This is a genomic window from Pseudomonas sp. GL_117 (assembly GCF_057835125.1).
Genome location: NZ_CM174418.1, coordinates 3,341,953 through 3,356,516, shown reverse-complemented (window position 1 = coordinate 3,356,516; position 14,564 = coordinate 3,341,953). Strand labels below are relative to the sequence as shown.

The following is a 14,564-nucleotide window of genomic DNA, read 5'->3' as shown; positions in this document are numbered from 1 at the left end:
CGACGGAAACGAAAGCAAGGACCAGCTTATTTTTTATTTTCATCGAGACAACCATCAACGGGGAGGGCGGCCAAATCGTCGCTGCTGTGTGTGACGCGGCGATTTGCTATCACTGCTATGTCGGCGCGGGTGTCGAGAATCTTTAGGGCTTTTTTGTGTACAACAGAAAAGATGGATTGTCTGGTATCTGCTCTTGGTTCGCGGTGTAGGTGTGGGCCGATCCAGTGGTTGCCAGCCTTAACGACCTTGATGCTGAAGCCCGCGCCACCTATCTGCTGGACATGGCCCGCCTCGGCAACTCTGAGCCGGAACTGCATTGCCATATCTTTCCGCGCTATGCCTCGGAACCGGATGACAAGCTGCGGATGCCTGCCTGGTGATACGCGAACTGCGCGAGGAGACCGGCGTTGTGCGCGATAGCGTTCGCGCCTGCGTGGCGGATCGGCGCTTTGCCTTGATGCTGCCCAGCGGCGAAACGGTGATGGCCATCGAGCAGTATTTTGTCGTTCAGGCGCACTGTGAGGCGCTTTCCAAAGCCGAGTGGACCCTGGCAGAAACCCAGGTCATGGCCGACCACCATTGGTGGTCTGTCAACGAGCTGAAAACCACTGCCGATACGGTTTGGCCTGAAGCGCTGATCCAGATGCTGCTAGACGCCGGTGTTTGACGCCCCTCAGCGCGTGTAGCCCGGCAACAGCCGAAACGCCTCGGCGACGCGCGTTGGGTTGGGCAGTGCGAGCACACGTCGGTACAACTCCTGGTGGGCAGTGCACACCTGTGCGGGTGCGTGTTTGCTCGGGGACCGATAGCGCTCGTAGGTGCCGGGCTGGACGTGCGTGAACACACGGTTCAAGTCGGCCCGGGCCTGGGCGGTCGGGGCAATGTTCTGGTTGACCTCGGCGGCTGCTTTGACCAGTTCGCGCCGGCTGTCGCGTGCGTTTGTGAACAGCGCCTGCAAGACGTCTGGCATAGCGCCGTAACCCCCGGGATAAACGCCTGTAAGGTAGAACGCGCAGGCCTGTTCGCCGCCTTGCACCGCGGCGTCCACGAGCGACGCCTGGGCTTGCCAGAACCGCAACAGTTGCGGGGCCGGGGCCTTGCGCAGAGCGTCCTGGATCAGCCAAGCGTCGTGCTCGCGCGTGAGCTTATCGAACGCGCTGTAGGCTGTGGCCTCATCCAAGGCTTTTTGTGCCTTGGCCTTGTGCACTTCGTACTGCGCAGGCACCTCTTCGGCCAGCGTTCTGAACTGGAAAAACGTGCGCAAGTAGACATCCAGTTGCCCCGCTTCCCGTAGCCGCGCAAGGCGTGCATCGGTGAAGCCCCGGGCGTCTACGGTGGCCGACACGATGTGCTCACGCTTGAGTTCAGCGATGTCCGGAAACCACATGTCTTCGCGTCCGGTCGCCAGCACTTTATCGACGAATTGTCTGGACGCGCCGTGCTTGAGCAGTGCCTCGCGATACTGTGCGACGACTAGCGTTGATTGATTGTCCGAATCGAACAACGTCGCGGCGTGGAACCCCAGCTTGCCTTCCACGCCTAGCAACCGTTGTTTGCCCGACATGAACACCAGCGCGCAGGCACTCATGCATGCGCTGTTGGTGTAGGTGGTCAACGCCTTTTCTTCGATCAGCCGCGCGATGGCCCGGGCCTCGCCGAACAGGCCGCCCGGGCTGTCGAGCTGGAGCGTGGTGACAGCGGGGTGAGCGGCCAATGCTTGCTCGAAGGCAGAGAAACTGCCGGAGCCGATGCCGCCATTGAATTGGAGCTCAGTATCGCTGAGCGCAGTGATCCGGTAGGGCGGCATCGCGTTGGGGTTCATGGCCAGGCGCAGAGCAGACTTGAACGCCGGCACCACGTCGAGCACCGAGTAAACGGTCTGTACCGCCCCGACCACCACCAGCACACGAACCACCATGACCCAGCGGTGTTTGCCACCGCGTTGGCGGTGATGCCTGGCCGAGCGCCAAACGCCAACGCCTTGCCAAACTGTGACGGCGAGCGCGATAAGCATGAACGGCACGCCTGCCAGCAGCAGGGTGGCGGGGCTCGGAGGGTCACGCACCAACAGCACGTACAACGGCGTCGTGGCGAGCAGGCACAGCAGGCTGATCAATACTTCATTGATCCAGAATGCGTGCGCCAGCGGGAACTCCCCTCGCCAGTGGCGAATAAAATAGTTGCGACGGGCTTTCGGTGTGGCGGCTTCTTCCATGATGGGTGATGGTCCTTGGCGGTGTGGCCGGTTGCAGCCGCGCAACATACCAGCCATTGCCGTTGGCAAAACAGCGATTTGTTCGAATACACTGCGCGCCCCCATTTGCAGCAAGGAAGCGCTGGATGCGTTCGCTCCTCAACGGTGTGCTCATCTCCCTGGCCCTGGCCACCCCGGTCATGGCCGAACCCCGCTCGTTTTCGGTCGATGAGCCCAGTGGTCACTATCTGGTCGAAGTGTTGTTCCCGCAGGTGCCGCAAGACCTTGAGGAATTGACCCGGGCACTGGTCACGATCCGTGACAAACACACCCTGGAAATCCTCCAGCAACTGCAAACCCCCGCCGCGCAGGTGCCGCTCAACGCAGACGGCAAAACCCTCGATTGGCGCCTGGTGGGCGAGTACGGCGTGCTGTACTTCGCCGATATCGACCGCGACGGCCGTATCGACCTGGCGATCCGCAACGGCAATGGCGCCGATGCAAATTTCCAGTCCAGCTACGACGTCTACCTGCAAGACCCGCAGAAGCCCCAGTGGGTGCTCAATCGCCCATTGACCGACCTGGCCAATGAATCCAGCGGCGGGATGTTTTCGGTCAACCCCAGGGACGGCGTGATCCATTCGCAAACCGATCGTGGCTGTTGCTGGACGCGCTCGTCGCAATGGCAAATGCGCGACGCAGAGCTGGTGCGGCTGGGTTCCTACACCCAGGCAGAAGTGCCACCGACCGAAGACGGCGAAAACTCCAGCATGCCCAGCGGCTATATGCTGCGCACCACCGGCGAATGGAAGGACGGCAAATGGCAGGAAACCCCACGTCTGGAAGGGCCGGTTACCGAAGACCCGGAGATGCTCCACGGCACTCTCGACGGCAAGATCCCGGTGCAAATCTGGTATCAGCAGCAGGGCGCGGTGTTGATCGGCGAAGTGCGCTACAGCAAAAGTGGCAGCGGCAAGCCGATCAAGCTGGTGGGTGACCAGAGCGACTACGACGACAAACCCTTCACTTACCTGCATGAATATGCCGACGATGGGCGCCAGACCGGCATCTGGCGCATGACCCGGGAAAGTGTCGAACCCTACAACTTCTCCGGCACCTGGGTCAGCGGCGCCAAGGGTAATACCCCTGAACTGGCGATTCAGCTGGGGCGCTCAGACCGCGAGCCGGACCTGGACAAACTCGGCGACGTCCCGCGCGAGCAGCGCAGCGGCCATTACCAGATGCGAGACGACTTCCTCGGCCGCGATGGCGACCTGGACGTGAACGTGCTACCCGAACGTGACGCCGAGGGCAGGGAGGTCGCGGAATTCACCGTGACACTCAAAGACGCCAAGACCGGCAAGCAGATCCTCAGCGCACATCACCGCGTGCCGATGGAAACCGACAACCTGATCATCGTGCGTGAACCCCTGGCGCCCAAGGGCAACGGGCCATATCACATCCAACTGGTCAGGGACTTTGCGGTGATCAGCCACAACTCGGCGCCGGACAACATGGAGTACTTCACGGGGATGTATCGCAAGCAGCGCTCTGCACAGTGACGTGCAAGCCTGCCTGTTGCGCAAGCTCCAGGGTCGATTCGACGCTGTGCGTGTCGACGATAAACCCCACGTAGTCGTCATCGCCAGAATCCAGATGCAGGTAGCGCTTGCCGAACCCGGCCAGCCATTGGTCGAAGCTCTCCAGCACCTCCTGCATCGGCCGGGTGCCCGTGTGCTCATAGGTATAGGGCGCTTGCACGCCGCTCGCGGCCACCAGGTAAGGCGCGTGGTATTCGAATACGTCGAAGCCGCGCCAATCGACACCGAGCAGCGCCAGGTCAGCGAGCTTCTGGCCTCTTGAGCTGTCCAGTAGCCCATGGGTCAACGCGCTGGCGGGGTCCTGGTCGGCGGCATATTTACGCATGACGCGGCGCACGAGCCGCGCGCTTTCTTCTTCCGGCGTACGGGCCAGCAGGGTTTGCGTGAACAGCTTGAGGGCCTGCTTCTGCGCGGCGTATTGCGGCGAACGCATCTCGCGCATGATCGCCGCGTGGCTGGCGTCGGTTTCGTCGGGCGGTGGCATGGTGAAGCGCCCCCCGAACAAGCGAGCAAAAAATCCCATCACATTCCCTCGTCTTGATGCGAAGGTGGACGTTAGCGCAAGCAGAGGCGCCCTGTAAAAGGGCGCGTGAGAAGGGTGGGTCAGCGGTTGAAGCGTTCAACCAACGCGTATTGGGTAGCGGCGGTGTTGGTCAGTTCTTTGCTCAGGTCAGTGGACTGATGGGCCTGGATCGAGGTTTGGTCCGCGAGCCCGGCGATGGTGGTGATGTTGCGGCTGATTTCTTCGGCGACCGCGCTTTGTTCCTCGGTTGCGGCGGCGATCTGGGTGGTCATCTCGGTGATATGGGACACCGCTTCGCTGATGCCGACCAAGGCCTGGTCGGCTTCCAGTACCCATGCCACGCCTTCCTGGGCCTGGCGCTGGCCGTTTTCCATGCTGTGCACGGCGTTGTTGGACGACGCTTGCAACTGGGTGATCAGCGCGTGGATCTGGGTGGTCGACTGCGAGGTCCGCTGGGCCAGTTGCCGCACTTCGTCGGCGACCACCGCGAACCCTCGGCCTTGCTCGCCAGCGCGGGCGGCTTCGATGGCGGCGTTGAGGGCCAGCAGGTTGGTTTGATCGGCGATGCCTTTGATCACATCCACCACGCTGCCGATTTCGTCGCTGTCGCGGGCCAATTGCGCCACGGTCACGCCGGTTTCGCCGACCACCGCCGACAGGCGCTCGATGGCTTCGCGGGTATCGCGCGCCACCTCACGGCCGCGCCCGGTAAGGGCATTGGCTTGCTGGGTGGCATCGGCCGTCCGCTGTACGTGGCTGGCGACTTCCTGAGTGGTGGCGGCCATCTGGTTGACGGCGGCGGAGACTTGTTCGGTTTCCACACGCTGGCGGTCCAGGCCCTGGGCGCTGGCGCTGGCCAACTGGTCGGATTGGCTGGCGAGGGCGCTGAGCTGTTCGGCGCTGTCCTGCAGGCGCGTGAGGCAGGTCTTGAGGCGCGCATCCTGGCTGAGGAACGCCGTTTCCAGGCGCCCTTGGGGGCCGCGTGCGTCGCTGTACATCTGCGCGATCAAGGCATCCGATGTCGACGGGTCAACCCCCTGCAACAGACCCAACGTGCTGCCCTGGCGCATGCGCGCGCAGAGCACGCCCACTGGCAAGGCAACGGCGACGGCCACGGCGATGGCGAGCGGAGCACTGAAGAACAGCCCCGCCACGCCGCCGATCACGGCGGTGGCCATATACGGCACGCTGCTCACTACGGCCGGCAGCCACGCATCCTGACGCGGCACGCCGGGCTTGCCTGCGCTGATGCGTCGGTACAGCGCCTGGGCGCGGCGGATTTCATCGGCACTGGGCTTGACCCGTACCGACTCGAAGCCGACCACCGTACTGCCGTCGAAGATCGGCGTGACGTAAGCGTTGACCCAATAGTGATCGCCGTTCTTTGAGCGGTTCTTGACGATGCCCATCCACGGCAGGCCCTGCTTGAGGGCGCTCCACATATGGGCAAAGACCGCAGGAGGGACATCGGGGTGACGCACGATATTTTGCGGTGCCCCGATCAGATCGGCCCGCTCGAAACCGCTGATGTCGACAAAGGCGTCGTTGCAGTAGGTGATCACACCTTGAACGTCGGTGGCGGAAATAAGTTTTTGCTGCGGCGCGAGTGAAATCTCACGCTGTGTAACAGGCTGGTTATTGCGCATTCCGACTACTCCCTGGTTGCACTTAGCAATCGGCCACAGCAGCAAAAAGATTAATGCACATTTGATATTTCGCCATCCGCTGGTCAAAAGCCTGAAACTTCCCGGTGAAAGACTTCATAATGGCGGCCATTTTTGTTTAGCCCGTTATTCTGGTGTGCCCGCATGGAAATCAAGGTCAACTTTCTCGACAACCTTCGACTTGAAGCCAAGTTCGACGACTTCACGGTCATTGCCGACCAGCCCATCCGCTATAAAGGCGATGGCTCGGCGCCGGGGCCGTTCGATTATTTCCTGGCTTCGTCGGCGTTGTGTGCGGCGTACTTCGTGAAGTTGTATTGCGCAACCCGCAATATCCCCACGGACAATATCCGTTTGTCACAGAACAACATCGTTGACCCGGAGAACCGCTACAACCAGATCTTCAAGATCCAGGTCGAGTTGCCGGCGGATATTTCCGATAAAGACCGCCAAGGCATCTTGCGTTCCATCGACCGTTGCACGGTCAAGAAAGTGGTACAGGCCGGCCCTGAGTTCGTCATCGAAGAAGTCGAAAATCTCGATGCCGACGCCCAGGCCTTGCTGATGCCCAACTCGACGTCAGCGGCGGGCACCTACATCGCCGGCAAAGACCTGCCGCTGGAGCAGACCATCGCCAATATGTCCGGGATTCTGGCCGGGCTGGGCATGAAGATCGAGATCGCGTCGTGGCGCAATATCGTGCCCAACGTGTGGTCGCTGCATATCCGCGATGCCCACTCGCCGATGTGCTTTACCAACGGCAAGGGTGCCACCAAGGAAGGCGCACTGGCGTCGGCGTTGGGCGAGTTCATCGAACGGCTCAACTGCAACTTCTTCTATAACGATCAATTCTGGGGTGAAGAACTGGCCAACGCGCCGTTCGTGCATTACCCGGATGAGCGCTGGTTCCAGCCCGGGCCCAACGATGAGCTGCCGCCTGAGATCCTCGACGCCCACTGCCTCAAGGTCTACAACCGCGACGGCGAGTTGCGTGGCTCGCACCTGTTCGACACCAACTCGGGCAATGAAGCGCGCGGAATTGTTTCGCTACCGTTTGTGCGCCAGTCCGACGGTGAGGTGGTGTACTTCCCATCCAACCTGATCGAAAACCTTTACCTGAGCAACGGCATGAGCGCGGGCAACACCTTGGCCGAAGCCCAGGTGCAGTGCCTGTCGGAGATTTTCGAGCGGGCGGTGAAGCGGGAAATCATCGAAGGCGAATTCGCCCTGCCGGATGTGCCGGCCGAGGTGCTGGCCAAGTACCCGGGGATTCTTGCCGGTATCCAGGGCCTGGAAGCCCAGGGCTTTCCGGTGCTGGTCAAGGACGCGTCCCTGGGCGGTGAATTCCCGGTGATGTGCGTGACCCTGATGAACCCGCGCACCGGCGGCGTGTTCGCTTCGTTCGGCGCCCACCCGAGCCTGGAAGTGGCGCTGGAACGCAGCCTCACCGAGCTGCTGCAAGGCCGCAGTTTTGAAGGCTTGAACGACCTGCCGGCGCCGACCTTCGAAGGCCAGGCGGTGACAGAGCCGAACAACTTCGTCGAGCACTTCATCGACTCCAGCGGTGTGGTGTCGTGGCGCTTCTTCAGCGCACAGTCGGACTACGAATTTGTCGAGTGGGACTTCACAGGTGAAGGCGCAGATTCCAACGCCGAGGAAGCCGCGACGCTGTTCGGCATTCTTGAAGGCATGGGCAAAGAGTCCTACATGGCGGTGTACGAACACCTCGGCGCAACCGCCTGCCGCATCCTGGTGCCGGACTACTCGGAAATCTACCCGGTGGACGACCTGATCTGGGACAACACCAACAAGGCGCTGTTTTTCCGCGCCGACATCCTCAACCTGCACAGCCTGGATGATGCCGAGCTCAACGCCCTGGTCGAGCGTCTTATCGAAAGCGAGCTGGACGACTACACCGATATCACCACCTTGATCGGCATCGAGTTCGACGACAACACGGCCTGGGGCCAGTTGACCATCCTGGAGTTGAAACTGCTGATCTTCCTCGCCTTGCAGCAGCACGAGGAAGCCAAGGAGTGCGTGGAGATGTTCCTGCAGTACAACGACAACACCGCCGATCGTGGCTTGTTCTACCAGGCGATGAATGCGGTGCTGGAGATGCAACTGGACGACGACCTGGAGTTGGCGGACTACGAAGCCAACTTCCGCCGCATGTTTGGCGATGAGCGGATGGATGCGGTGATTGGTTCGGTCAATGGCAGTGTGCGTTTCTACGGTTTGACGCCGACCAGCATGAAGCTCGAAGGCCTGGATCGCCATCAGCGCCTGATCGAAAGCTACAAGAAGTTGCACGCGGCGCGGGCCAACATCACCTCAAGCTGATCCCGACACGTGTAGGCGCTGGCTTTTCTGTGGGAGCTGGCTTGCCTGCGATAGCATCACTTCGGTTGACCTGATACACCGAGGTGCCTGCATCGCAGGCAAGCCAGCGCCCACAACAAGAAGCTCCCACACAAGCCAGTTCCCAGGCAGGCCTTAGATGTGGGCCAAGGCTCGCGCCAGGTCCGCACGCAAATCCTCCACATCCTCGACGCCCACCGACAGCCGCACCAACCCATCACCAATGCCCAATTGCGCCCGTGTGGCGGCGGGGATGCTGGCGTGGGTCATGATCGCCGGGTGTTCGATCAGGCTTTCCACGCCTCCCAGGCTTTCGGCCAGGGCGAAGATCGTCACGTTTTCCAGAAAGCGTGTGGCGCCGGCCAGGTCACTGTTCAAGTCCACTGAAATCATCCCGCCAAAGCCGCGCATCTGCCGACGTGCCAGTTCGTGCTGTGGGTGGGACGCGAGGCCTGGGTAGTAAACCCGTGAGACTTGCGGTTGCTGTTCCAGCCAGGTGGCCAACTCCAGCGCGTTGCTGCAATGACGCTCCATGCGCAGCGCCAGGGTTTTCACGCCGCGCAGGGTGAGGAAGGCGTCGAACGGGCCGGCGATGGCGCCCACCGAGTTCTGCAGGAAACCCAGGCGCTGCGCCAGTTCAGGGTTATCACCGACAATCGCGATGCCGCCGATCACATCCGAATGGCCATTGAGGTACTTGGTGGTGGAGTGCACCACCACATCAAAACCCAGTTCCAGCGGTCGCTGGACCCAGGGGCTGGCAAAGGTGTTGTCGGCCACGCAGAGAATCCCGCGCGCCCGGCAGATGCGCGCGATGGCGCCAAGGTCGGTGAGGCTCAGCAGCGGGTTGCTCGGCGTTTCGACCCAGACCATGCGCGTGTCGTCCAGCAAGCTTGCTTCAAACGCCCGCACATCGCTCAGGTCGACAAAGCTGAAACGGTGCCCGGCGCTGCGTTGGCGCACCTTGTCGAACAGCCGGAAGGTGCCGCCATACAGGTCATTGCCGCAGACCACGTGCGCGCCCGCATCCAGCAGTTCCAGCACCGTCGAGATCGCCGCCAGCCCCGAGGCGAACGCGAACGCCTGGGTGCCGCCCTCCAGGTCTGCCACGCAACGTTCCAAGGCAAAGCGGGTCGGGTTGTGCGAGCGCCCGTAGTCGAAGCCTTTGTGCACGCCGGGGCTGGCTTGCAGGTAGGTGGAGTTGGCGTAGATCGGCGGCATCAGCGCGCCGGTGGTCGGGTCGGGGACTTGCCCGGCGTGGATGACACGGGTGGCGAACGCGCTTTTATCGGGCAGGCTCATGCAAGGGATCTCCGCAAATGGTTGAGCAGATCGACGCGGGTGATCAGGCCATGGAAGCCCGAGGCGTCGGCGATGATCGCGACCAGGCCGCGGTCCAGTTCTTCCTGGAGTTCGGCGAGGCTGGCGCTGGGAGGCAGGGTTTCGAGGGCTTCGGTCATGGCGCTGGCGACGACCATGTTGAAATCAGCCGCATCGTGGTGCAGGCCCAGCAGAATGTCGGACTCATCGATCACACCCACCAGTTGCTTGCCATCCACCAGCACCGGCAGTTGCGACACATCCGCCAGGCGCATGCGCTGGAAGGCCGTCAGCAGGGTGTCGTCGGGGCCTACGCTGATCACGCGGCCGTCTTCAAAGCGCCGGGCAATCACGTCGCGCAGGTCGCCGTAATGGGTGTAGTGCAGCAGTCCCGCATCCTTCATCCACTGGTCGTTGTAGACCTTCGACAGGTAGCGCGTGCCGGTGTCGCAGACAAAGCTGACCACACGCTTGGGCGAGGTCTGTTCGCGACAGTAACGCAGCGCGGCAGCGAACAGTGTGCCAGTGGATGAGCCGCCAAGAATGCCCTCGGCCTTGAGCAACTGGCGGGCGTGGTCGAAGCTCTCTTCATCGCTGATGGAGTAGGCGTGGCGCACGCTGGAGAGGTCGGCAATCGACGGGATGAAGTCTTCACCGATGCCTTCCACCGCCCACGACCCCGGCGGCTGCAGCGTGCCACTGCGGCTATATTCAGCCATCACCGAACCCACCGGATCGGCCAGCACCATCTCAAGCGCAGGTTGCACGCGCTGGAAAAAACGGCTCAGGCCGGTGAGGGTGCCGGCCGAGCCGACGCCCACCACAATTGCGTCGACGTCGTGCTGGGTTTGCGCCCAGATCTCCGGCGCGGTGCCTGTCTCGTGGGCCAGCGGGTTGGCCGGGTTGTTGAACTGGTCGGCGAAAAACGAATCCGGGATGTCCGCTGCCAGGCGCGCAGCGACATCCTGGTAATACTCGGGGTGGCCCTTGCCCACGTCGGAGCGGGTGATATGCACCTCGGCGCCCATGGCCTTGAGGTGCAGCACTTTTTCCGTGGACATCTTGTCGGGCACCACCAGCACCACGCGGTAGCCCTTGGCCCGGCCGACCAGCGCCAGGCCCAGGCCGGTATTGCCGGCGGTGGCTTCGATGATGGTGCCGCCGGGGCGCAGACGGCCGTCGCGCTCTGCGGCGTCGATCATAGCCAGGCCGATGCGGTCCTTGATCGAACCGCCGGGGTTTTGCGACTCCAGTTTGAGAAACAGCGTGCAGGGGCCGGTATCGAAACGGCTGACCCGAACCAGCGGCGTGTTGCCGATCAGTTCGAGCACGGCGGGGCGAGGGAGGCTGGGCATGGTGTCACCTGTTACGGGTTGACGTAGGTGGGACAACAAAGTGCAAAGCGTGCCTTGGACCATAGGCCGGGATCGCACCGGTCGCAACCGGGCGGCCCGCCGCATGTCTGTTTTTGGCGCATCAGCCGGGTAGCTTGCACACCTGCTGCAAGCGCCTGACCACCGCGTCACTGGCCGCTTGCATCGGCGCGCGCAGCTCGCGGCTGATCAAGCCTTCCAGGGCCAGCGCAGCCTTGACCGGCGCCGGGTTCGGCTCGATAAACATCGTGTTGATCAGCGGCAGCAGTTGGAAGAAGCTCGCACGGGCTTCGGCCAACTGGTTATCCCGCACCTGTTGCCACAGCGCGACGAATTGCTCGGTGTGCACATGGGCCGACGCCGCAATCGCGCCGCTGGCGCCCAGGCACAGCGCGTTGAAGATATGCAGGTCTTCGCCGCACAACACGTCCACCTGACCGCTCGCCAGCAATGCCAGGGTATTGGCCAGGTTGCCGCCACAATCCTTGATCGCGACGATGCGCTCGTGCGCGACGATATTCAGCAACGTGGCTTGTTCGAAGGTCGCGCCGGTGCGGTAGGGAATGTCGTACAAGATGATCGGCACACTGGACGCATCCGCCACCGTGCGGAAAAACGCCTCCAACCCAGGCTGGGACGGGCGGATATAACTGGGTGCCGGCACCAGCAAACCCGCGACCGGACGCTGGAGGATGGCCTGCTGGAACTGCAGCAATTCAATCTGGTTGTTGCCCGACAACCCCATCACCACACGCTGCGCGGGCACCAACTGCAACACCGCATCCAGCACCGCCAATTGTTCCTGGCGGCTCAGCGCGGCGGCTTCGCCGGTGGTGGTGCACACCATGATCCCGGCTACATGCTTTGCCAGCAGATGGCTGACCAGGCGGCGCAGGCCGATAAAGTCGATGGCGCCGTCCTGGAACGGCGTGACCACGGGAACCCAGATACCTTGAAACGCTGACATGCACTTTCTCCTGATGATTGACCGATCAAGTCACCGTCAGAAGGGCAGAGGCAATTGTGCAGAGGGGGGAGACCGTCGCGCTCAATGTCCTGTCAGCTCATCTGACGGGACAGCGCGCCCCGGTCACATGAGCGACTGTTTCTTCGATTTGAGGGCGTGCGCCACGCAACCTTGCGCCTTGGCCACGGAGCCAATGACGGAAAGGTTAACCAGCGACTTAGCAGACATGAATTGTCACACCCTGAATGAGGCGCTCATCTTCAGGGGATGTGAACGAATGTGTCAAGCCCCGGCGACGGCGGCTTCAATCGCGGCAATGTCGATCTTGGTCATGCCCATCATCGCGTCAAAAGCGCGCTTGGCGGTGGCCGGGTTGGGGTGGGTGACCGCTGCGGTCAGTGCCCGTGGCGTGATCTGCCACGACAGCCCCCACTTGTCCTTGCACCACCCACAAGCGCTGGCCTGGCCGCCGTTATCGATGATGGCGTGCCAGTAGCGATCTGTTTCGGCCTGGTCATCGGTGGCCACCTGAAACGAGAACGCTTCGCTGTGGGGGAAGGCCGGTCCGCCGTTGAGGCCCAGGCAGGGGATGCCCATGACGGTGAACTCGACGGTCAGCACATCGCCTTGCCTACCTGCCGGGTAGTCGCCGGGGGCGAGGTGTACCGCTTGCACGGCGCTGTCGGGGAAGGTCTTGGCGTAGAAGGTCGCAGCTTCCAGGGCGGTGCCGTTGTACCAGAGGCAGAGGGTGGTTTTGTTGGGCATCTCGGATCTCCACAGAGTCGGTGGTGAATTGAGTTTAGCCGGTGATTGCCGCACCCCCCCGCGTGCCATGCCTGCCGGTCCGCAAGCGCGACTTTTCAATGCTGAGCCGGGTATTAGACAGAATGATGTCAAAACAGTAGCATTTTGCCTATTGCTTGACGTTCCAGGGCGCACGGGTCCCTCCATAGTGCGTTTGTTCCTGAACAAAACTAAAGCCCGTCCCTCAGCCAGCCTTCAGGCTTATCCATGTTGAAAGTATGTAAATTTATCTTGATCGGTACTTGCGCGTTGATTTCGGCTTGTTCCGGCGTTCCGTATGCACCCAAAGGCTCGACGATGTACCAGGGTGGGTACAGCGACGAAAAAACCGGAACCAACACCTATACGGTCAATTTCGAAGGTAACGCCTACAACCAGCAGGATCAGCCAGCAGTTGCAACAGATCGCCATCCTCACGCGCCAATCCGCCAGCCAACTGGCCACGGTGCTGAGCATCAAGCCGACTGACATGGCGACATTGGAGCACTTGATCACGGACGGGCCACTGGCGCCGACCGACGATGGCGGGCAAACCATCGACGAGCGCGGGGCAGGGCGCATGCCAAGGCCACCGGTACCCAGGACAAGTAGTTGTTCAAGATCGAGGGTGCCACGCCCATCGAGACCTATTGGGCGCCCGCTCGGCGTGGCATACGCATCCGGCGGGGCAGCGTTTGGTGGTGATGTCGGGCGTGGGGTCGACCCAGGAGTGGGGCAAGCCGGTGCAGCGCATCCAGCATATTCAGAGGCGTGTGATGTGACGGCCCCTTGGCGAGAGGCCGTGTGCATTACTGCAAAGGCACATAAATATCGGTCTGCCATTGATCCTGCGCTGTCTCGGGGAAAATGCTCAGATACTCGAAGAACAGCGGCTGGTCCCGCAGCTCCTCGCCGCTGGAAGGCAGCCAGTCGCGATAGATCGGATAGATCGATTCGCCGATATGATCCGGCGAGCCCACGTGACGCACCACGACGCAACGCCCGCCAGGGATAACCCGCTCGGTTACGCCGAACTCATTCGCTGCTACCGCCTCGTGAATCTCGCCGCAGATTGCAAACCGGAACTCTTCGGCCGGGGTCGTATCGGGGTTGCCGAACGGAATACCAAAGCTGCGACTGGAGGCCACCGGCGATTGCCCGCTCTGCATGCGCCACTCGATAAATTTACGCACGCTCTCTCCCACGAGCGCGGGCGCTCCGCGATGCTCCAAGGCTGCAACCCGGACTGCGCAAAACTCGACGATTCGTATCTGCATGATGATGTTCCTGGAAAAATGAGGGATGGTGAACACCGCACTCCAGACCTGCCAATTCGGTTGTTTCCTGAAGGCACTCGGCGTCGTACCGAACGCGCGCCTGAACGCCCTGGAAAACGCTTCGGGGCTTTCGAAACCCGCACCGAACGCGGCGTCCAGCACCGAGTAGTCCGCGCCGCAAGACAAGCGATGCGCCGCGCGTCGTAGTCGCATCAGTTGCACATAACGCGAAACAGGCACGCCTACGAACGCGGTGAATTGTCGGTGGAAGTGAAACGCCGAAAAATTCGCGACCTGGCTTAACGTGTTCACCGACAAGTCGCCTTCAAGATTGGCGTCGATGTAGGCGAGCACCCGGTCGAAGCGTTTTGTGTAGGCGGCGTTGCTCGGCAAGTCAGGCACTGGATGCAGGCTCCGGAAGATACGGTAGGCAGTAGAGTCGACGAGATCGGCGTGCCCGTGCCTAGCCGTGTTTGCTCAGGTCGCGATTGAATTGACGGA

Annotated in this window: 11 protein-coding genes and 4 pseudogenes; 6 read left to right on the top strand and 9 right to left on the bottom strand. The window is 61.9% G+C overall.

Annotated elements, in window-relative coordinates; all coding sequences use genetic code 11:
• Positions 1 to 218 precede the first annotated feature (218 nt).
• Together AC3ISR_RS15140 and AC3ISR_RS15135 are read left to right on the top strand one after the other, a co-directional pair.
• Positions 219 to 377 (top strand): annotated as a pseudogene (locus AC3ISR_RS15140) (HIT family protein); the annotation flags it as partial.
• Positions 378 to 409: 32 nt separating this feature from the next.
• Positions 410 to 667, top strand: coding sequence for an NUDIX hydrolase (locus AC3ISR_RS15135; RefSeq protein ID WP_489324350.1), 258 nt, complete (start codon positions 410 to 412; stop codon positions 665 to 667).
• Positions 668 to 673: 6 nt separating this feature from the next.
• Here the strand turns inward: AC3ISR_RS15135 and AC3ISR_RS15130 are convergent, their stop codons facing one another.
• Positions 674 to 2,215 (bottom strand): COG3904 family protein, encoded by a 1,542-nt coding sequence (locus AC3ISR_RS15130; protein ID WP_489324349.1) that lies wholly within the window; start codon positions 2,213 to 2,215, stop codon positions 674 to 676.
• Positions 2,216 to 2,340: 125 nt separating this feature from the next.
• On the opposite strand from AC3ISR_RS15130, the gene AC3ISR_RS15125 reads away from it, so the two are divergent.
• Positions 2,341 to 3,756: an XAC2610-related protein gene (locus AC3ISR_RS15125; RefSeq protein WP_192300475.1), complete on the top strand. Its 1,416-nt coding sequence runs from the start codon at positions 2,341 to 2,343 to the stop codon at positions 3,754 to 3,756.
• Here AC3ISR_RS15125 and AC3ISR_RS15120 read toward each other — a convergent pair.
• The 3 genes and pseudogenes from AC3ISR_RS15120 to AC3ISR_RS15110 form a co-directional block, all read right to left on the bottom strand.
• Complete coding sequence (locus AC3ISR_RS15120; protein ID WP_192300474.1) at positions 3,719 to 4,318, bottom strand: DUF6630 family protein; 600 nt, start codon at positions 4,316 to 4,318, stop codon at positions 3,719 to 3,721. The two genes, AC3ISR_RS15125 and AC3ISR_RS15120, sit on opposite strands and share 38 nt — an antisense overlap.
• An 80-nt stretch (positions 4,319 to 4,398) precedes the next feature.
• A pseudogene (locus AC3ISR_RS15115) lies at positions 4,399 to 5,343 on the bottom strand (methyl-accepting chemotaxis protein); the annotation flags it as partial.
• A gap of 348 nt (positions 5,344 to 5,691) precedes the next feature.
• Positions 5,692 to 5,964 (bottom strand): annotated as a pseudogene (locus AC3ISR_RS15110) (PAS domain-containing protein); the annotation flags it as partial.
• A gap of 162 nt (positions 5,965 to 6,126) precedes the next feature.
• On the opposite strand from AC3ISR_RS15110, the gene AC3ISR_RS15105 reads away from it, so the two are divergent.
• Positions 6,127 to 8,325 (top strand): OsmC domain/YcaO domain-containing protein, encoded by a 2,199-nt coding sequence (locus AC3ISR_RS15105; RefSeq protein WP_463984786.1) that lies wholly within the window; start codon positions 6,127 to 6,129, stop codon positions 8,323 to 8,325.
• A gap of 153 nt (positions 8,326 to 8,478) precedes the next feature.
• Here AC3ISR_RS15105 and AC3ISR_RS15100 read toward each other — a convergent pair whose 3' ends face one another.
• From AC3ISR_RS15100 to AC3ISR_RS15085, 4 genes are all read right to left on the bottom strand, one after another.
• Complete coding sequence (locus tag AC3ISR_RS15100) at positions 8,479 to 9,645, bottom strand: cystathionine gamma-synthase (RefSeq protein WP_489324348.1); 1,167 nt, start codon at positions 9,643 to 9,645, stop codon at positions 8,479 to 8,481.
• Positions 9,642 to 11,018 carry a pyridoxal-phosphate dependent enzyme gene (locus tag AC3ISR_RS15095; protein WP_463984784.1) on the bottom strand — a complete coding sequence of 459 codons (1,377 nt, stop codon included), beginning with the start codon at positions 11,016 to 11,018 and terminating at the stop codon, positions 9,642 to 9,644. The genes AC3ISR_RS15100 and AC3ISR_RS15095 overlap by 4 nt, the downstream gene beginning before the upstream one ends.
• Positions 11,019 to 11,139: 121 nt before the next feature.
• The gene (dapA, locus tag AC3ISR_RS15090; RefSeq protein WP_192300469.1) at positions 11,140 to 12,003 is read right to left on the bottom strand and encodes a 4-hydroxy-tetrahydrodipicolinate synthase; all 864 of its coding nucleotides are present in this window, start codon (positions 12,001 to 12,003) and stop codon (positions 11,140 to 11,142) included.
• Positions 12,004 to 12,285: 282 nt separating this feature from the next.
• On the bottom strand, positions 12,286 to 12,768 hold the full coding sequence (locus AC3ISR_RS15085) for a VOC family protein (RefSeq protein ID WP_192300468.1): 483 nt from the start codon (positions 12,766 to 12,768) through the stop codon (positions 12,286 to 12,288).
• A 246-nt stretch (positions 12,769 to 13,014) separates the two neighbouring features.
• Between AC3ISR_RS15085 and AC3ISR_RS15080 the strand changes: the two genes are divergently transcribed.
• Positions 13,015 to 13,275, top strand: coding sequence for a hypothetical protein (locus tag AC3ISR_RS15080; RefSeq protein ID WP_192300467.1), 261 nt, complete (start codon positions 13,015 to 13,017; stop codon positions 13,273 to 13,275).
• 164 nt (positions 13,276 to 13,439) lie between these two features.
• Positions 13,440 to 13,541: pseudogene (locus AC3ISR_RS15075) on the top strand ((R)-mandelonitrile lyase); the annotation flags it as partial.
• 54 nt (positions 13,542 to 13,595) lie between these two features.
• Here AC3ISR_RS15075 and AC3ISR_RS15070 read toward each other — a convergent pair.
• Positions 13,596 to 14,465: an AraC family transcriptional regulator gene (locus AC3ISR_RS15070; RefSeq protein ID WP_463984783.1), complete on the bottom strand. Its 870-nt coding sequence runs from the start codon at positions 14,463 to 14,465 to the stop codon at positions 13,596 to 13,598.
• Positions 14,466 to 14,564 lie beyond the last annotated feature (99 nt).

Excerpts from the sequence above, each read along its gene's own strand:
- AC3ISR_RS15130 (WP_489324349.1), bottom strand. The coding sequence starts at position 2,215 with ATGGAAGAAGCCGCCACACCGAAAGCCCGTCGCAACTATTTTATTCGC.
- AC3ISR_RS15125 (WP_192300475.1), top strand. The coding sequence starts at position 2,341 with ATGCGTTCGCTCCTCAACGGTGTGCTCATCTCCCTGGCCCTGGCCACC.
- AC3ISR_RS15120 (WP_192300474.1), bottom strand. The coding sequence starts at position 4,318 with ATGGGATTTTTTGCTCGCTTGTTCGGGGGGCGCTTCACCATGCCACCG.
- AC3ISR_RS15105 (WP_463984786.1), top strand. The coding sequence starts at position 6,127 with ATGGAAATCAAGGTCAACTTTCTCGACAACCTTCGACTTGAAGCCAAG.
- AC3ISR_RS15100 (WP_489324348.1), bottom strand. The coding sequence starts at position 9,645 with ATGAGCCTGCCCGATAAAAGCGCGTTCGCCACCCGTGTCATCCACGCC.
- AC3ISR_RS15095 (WP_463984784.1), bottom strand. The coding sequence starts at position 11,018 with ATGCCCAGCCTCCCTCGCCCCGCCGTGCTCGAACTGATCGGCAACACG.
- dapA (WP_192300469.1), bottom strand. The coding sequence starts at position 12,003 with ATGTCAGCGTTTCAAGGTATCTGGGTTCCCGTGGTCACGCCGTTCCAG.
- AC3ISR_RS15085 (WP_192300468.1), bottom strand. The coding sequence starts at position 12,768 with ATGCCCAACAAAACCACCCTCTGCCTCTGGTACAACGGCACCGCCCTG.
- AC3ISR_RS15080 (WP_192300467.1), top strand. The coding sequence starts at position 13,015 with ATGTTGAAAGTATGTAAATTTATCTTGATCGGTACTTGCGCGTTGATT.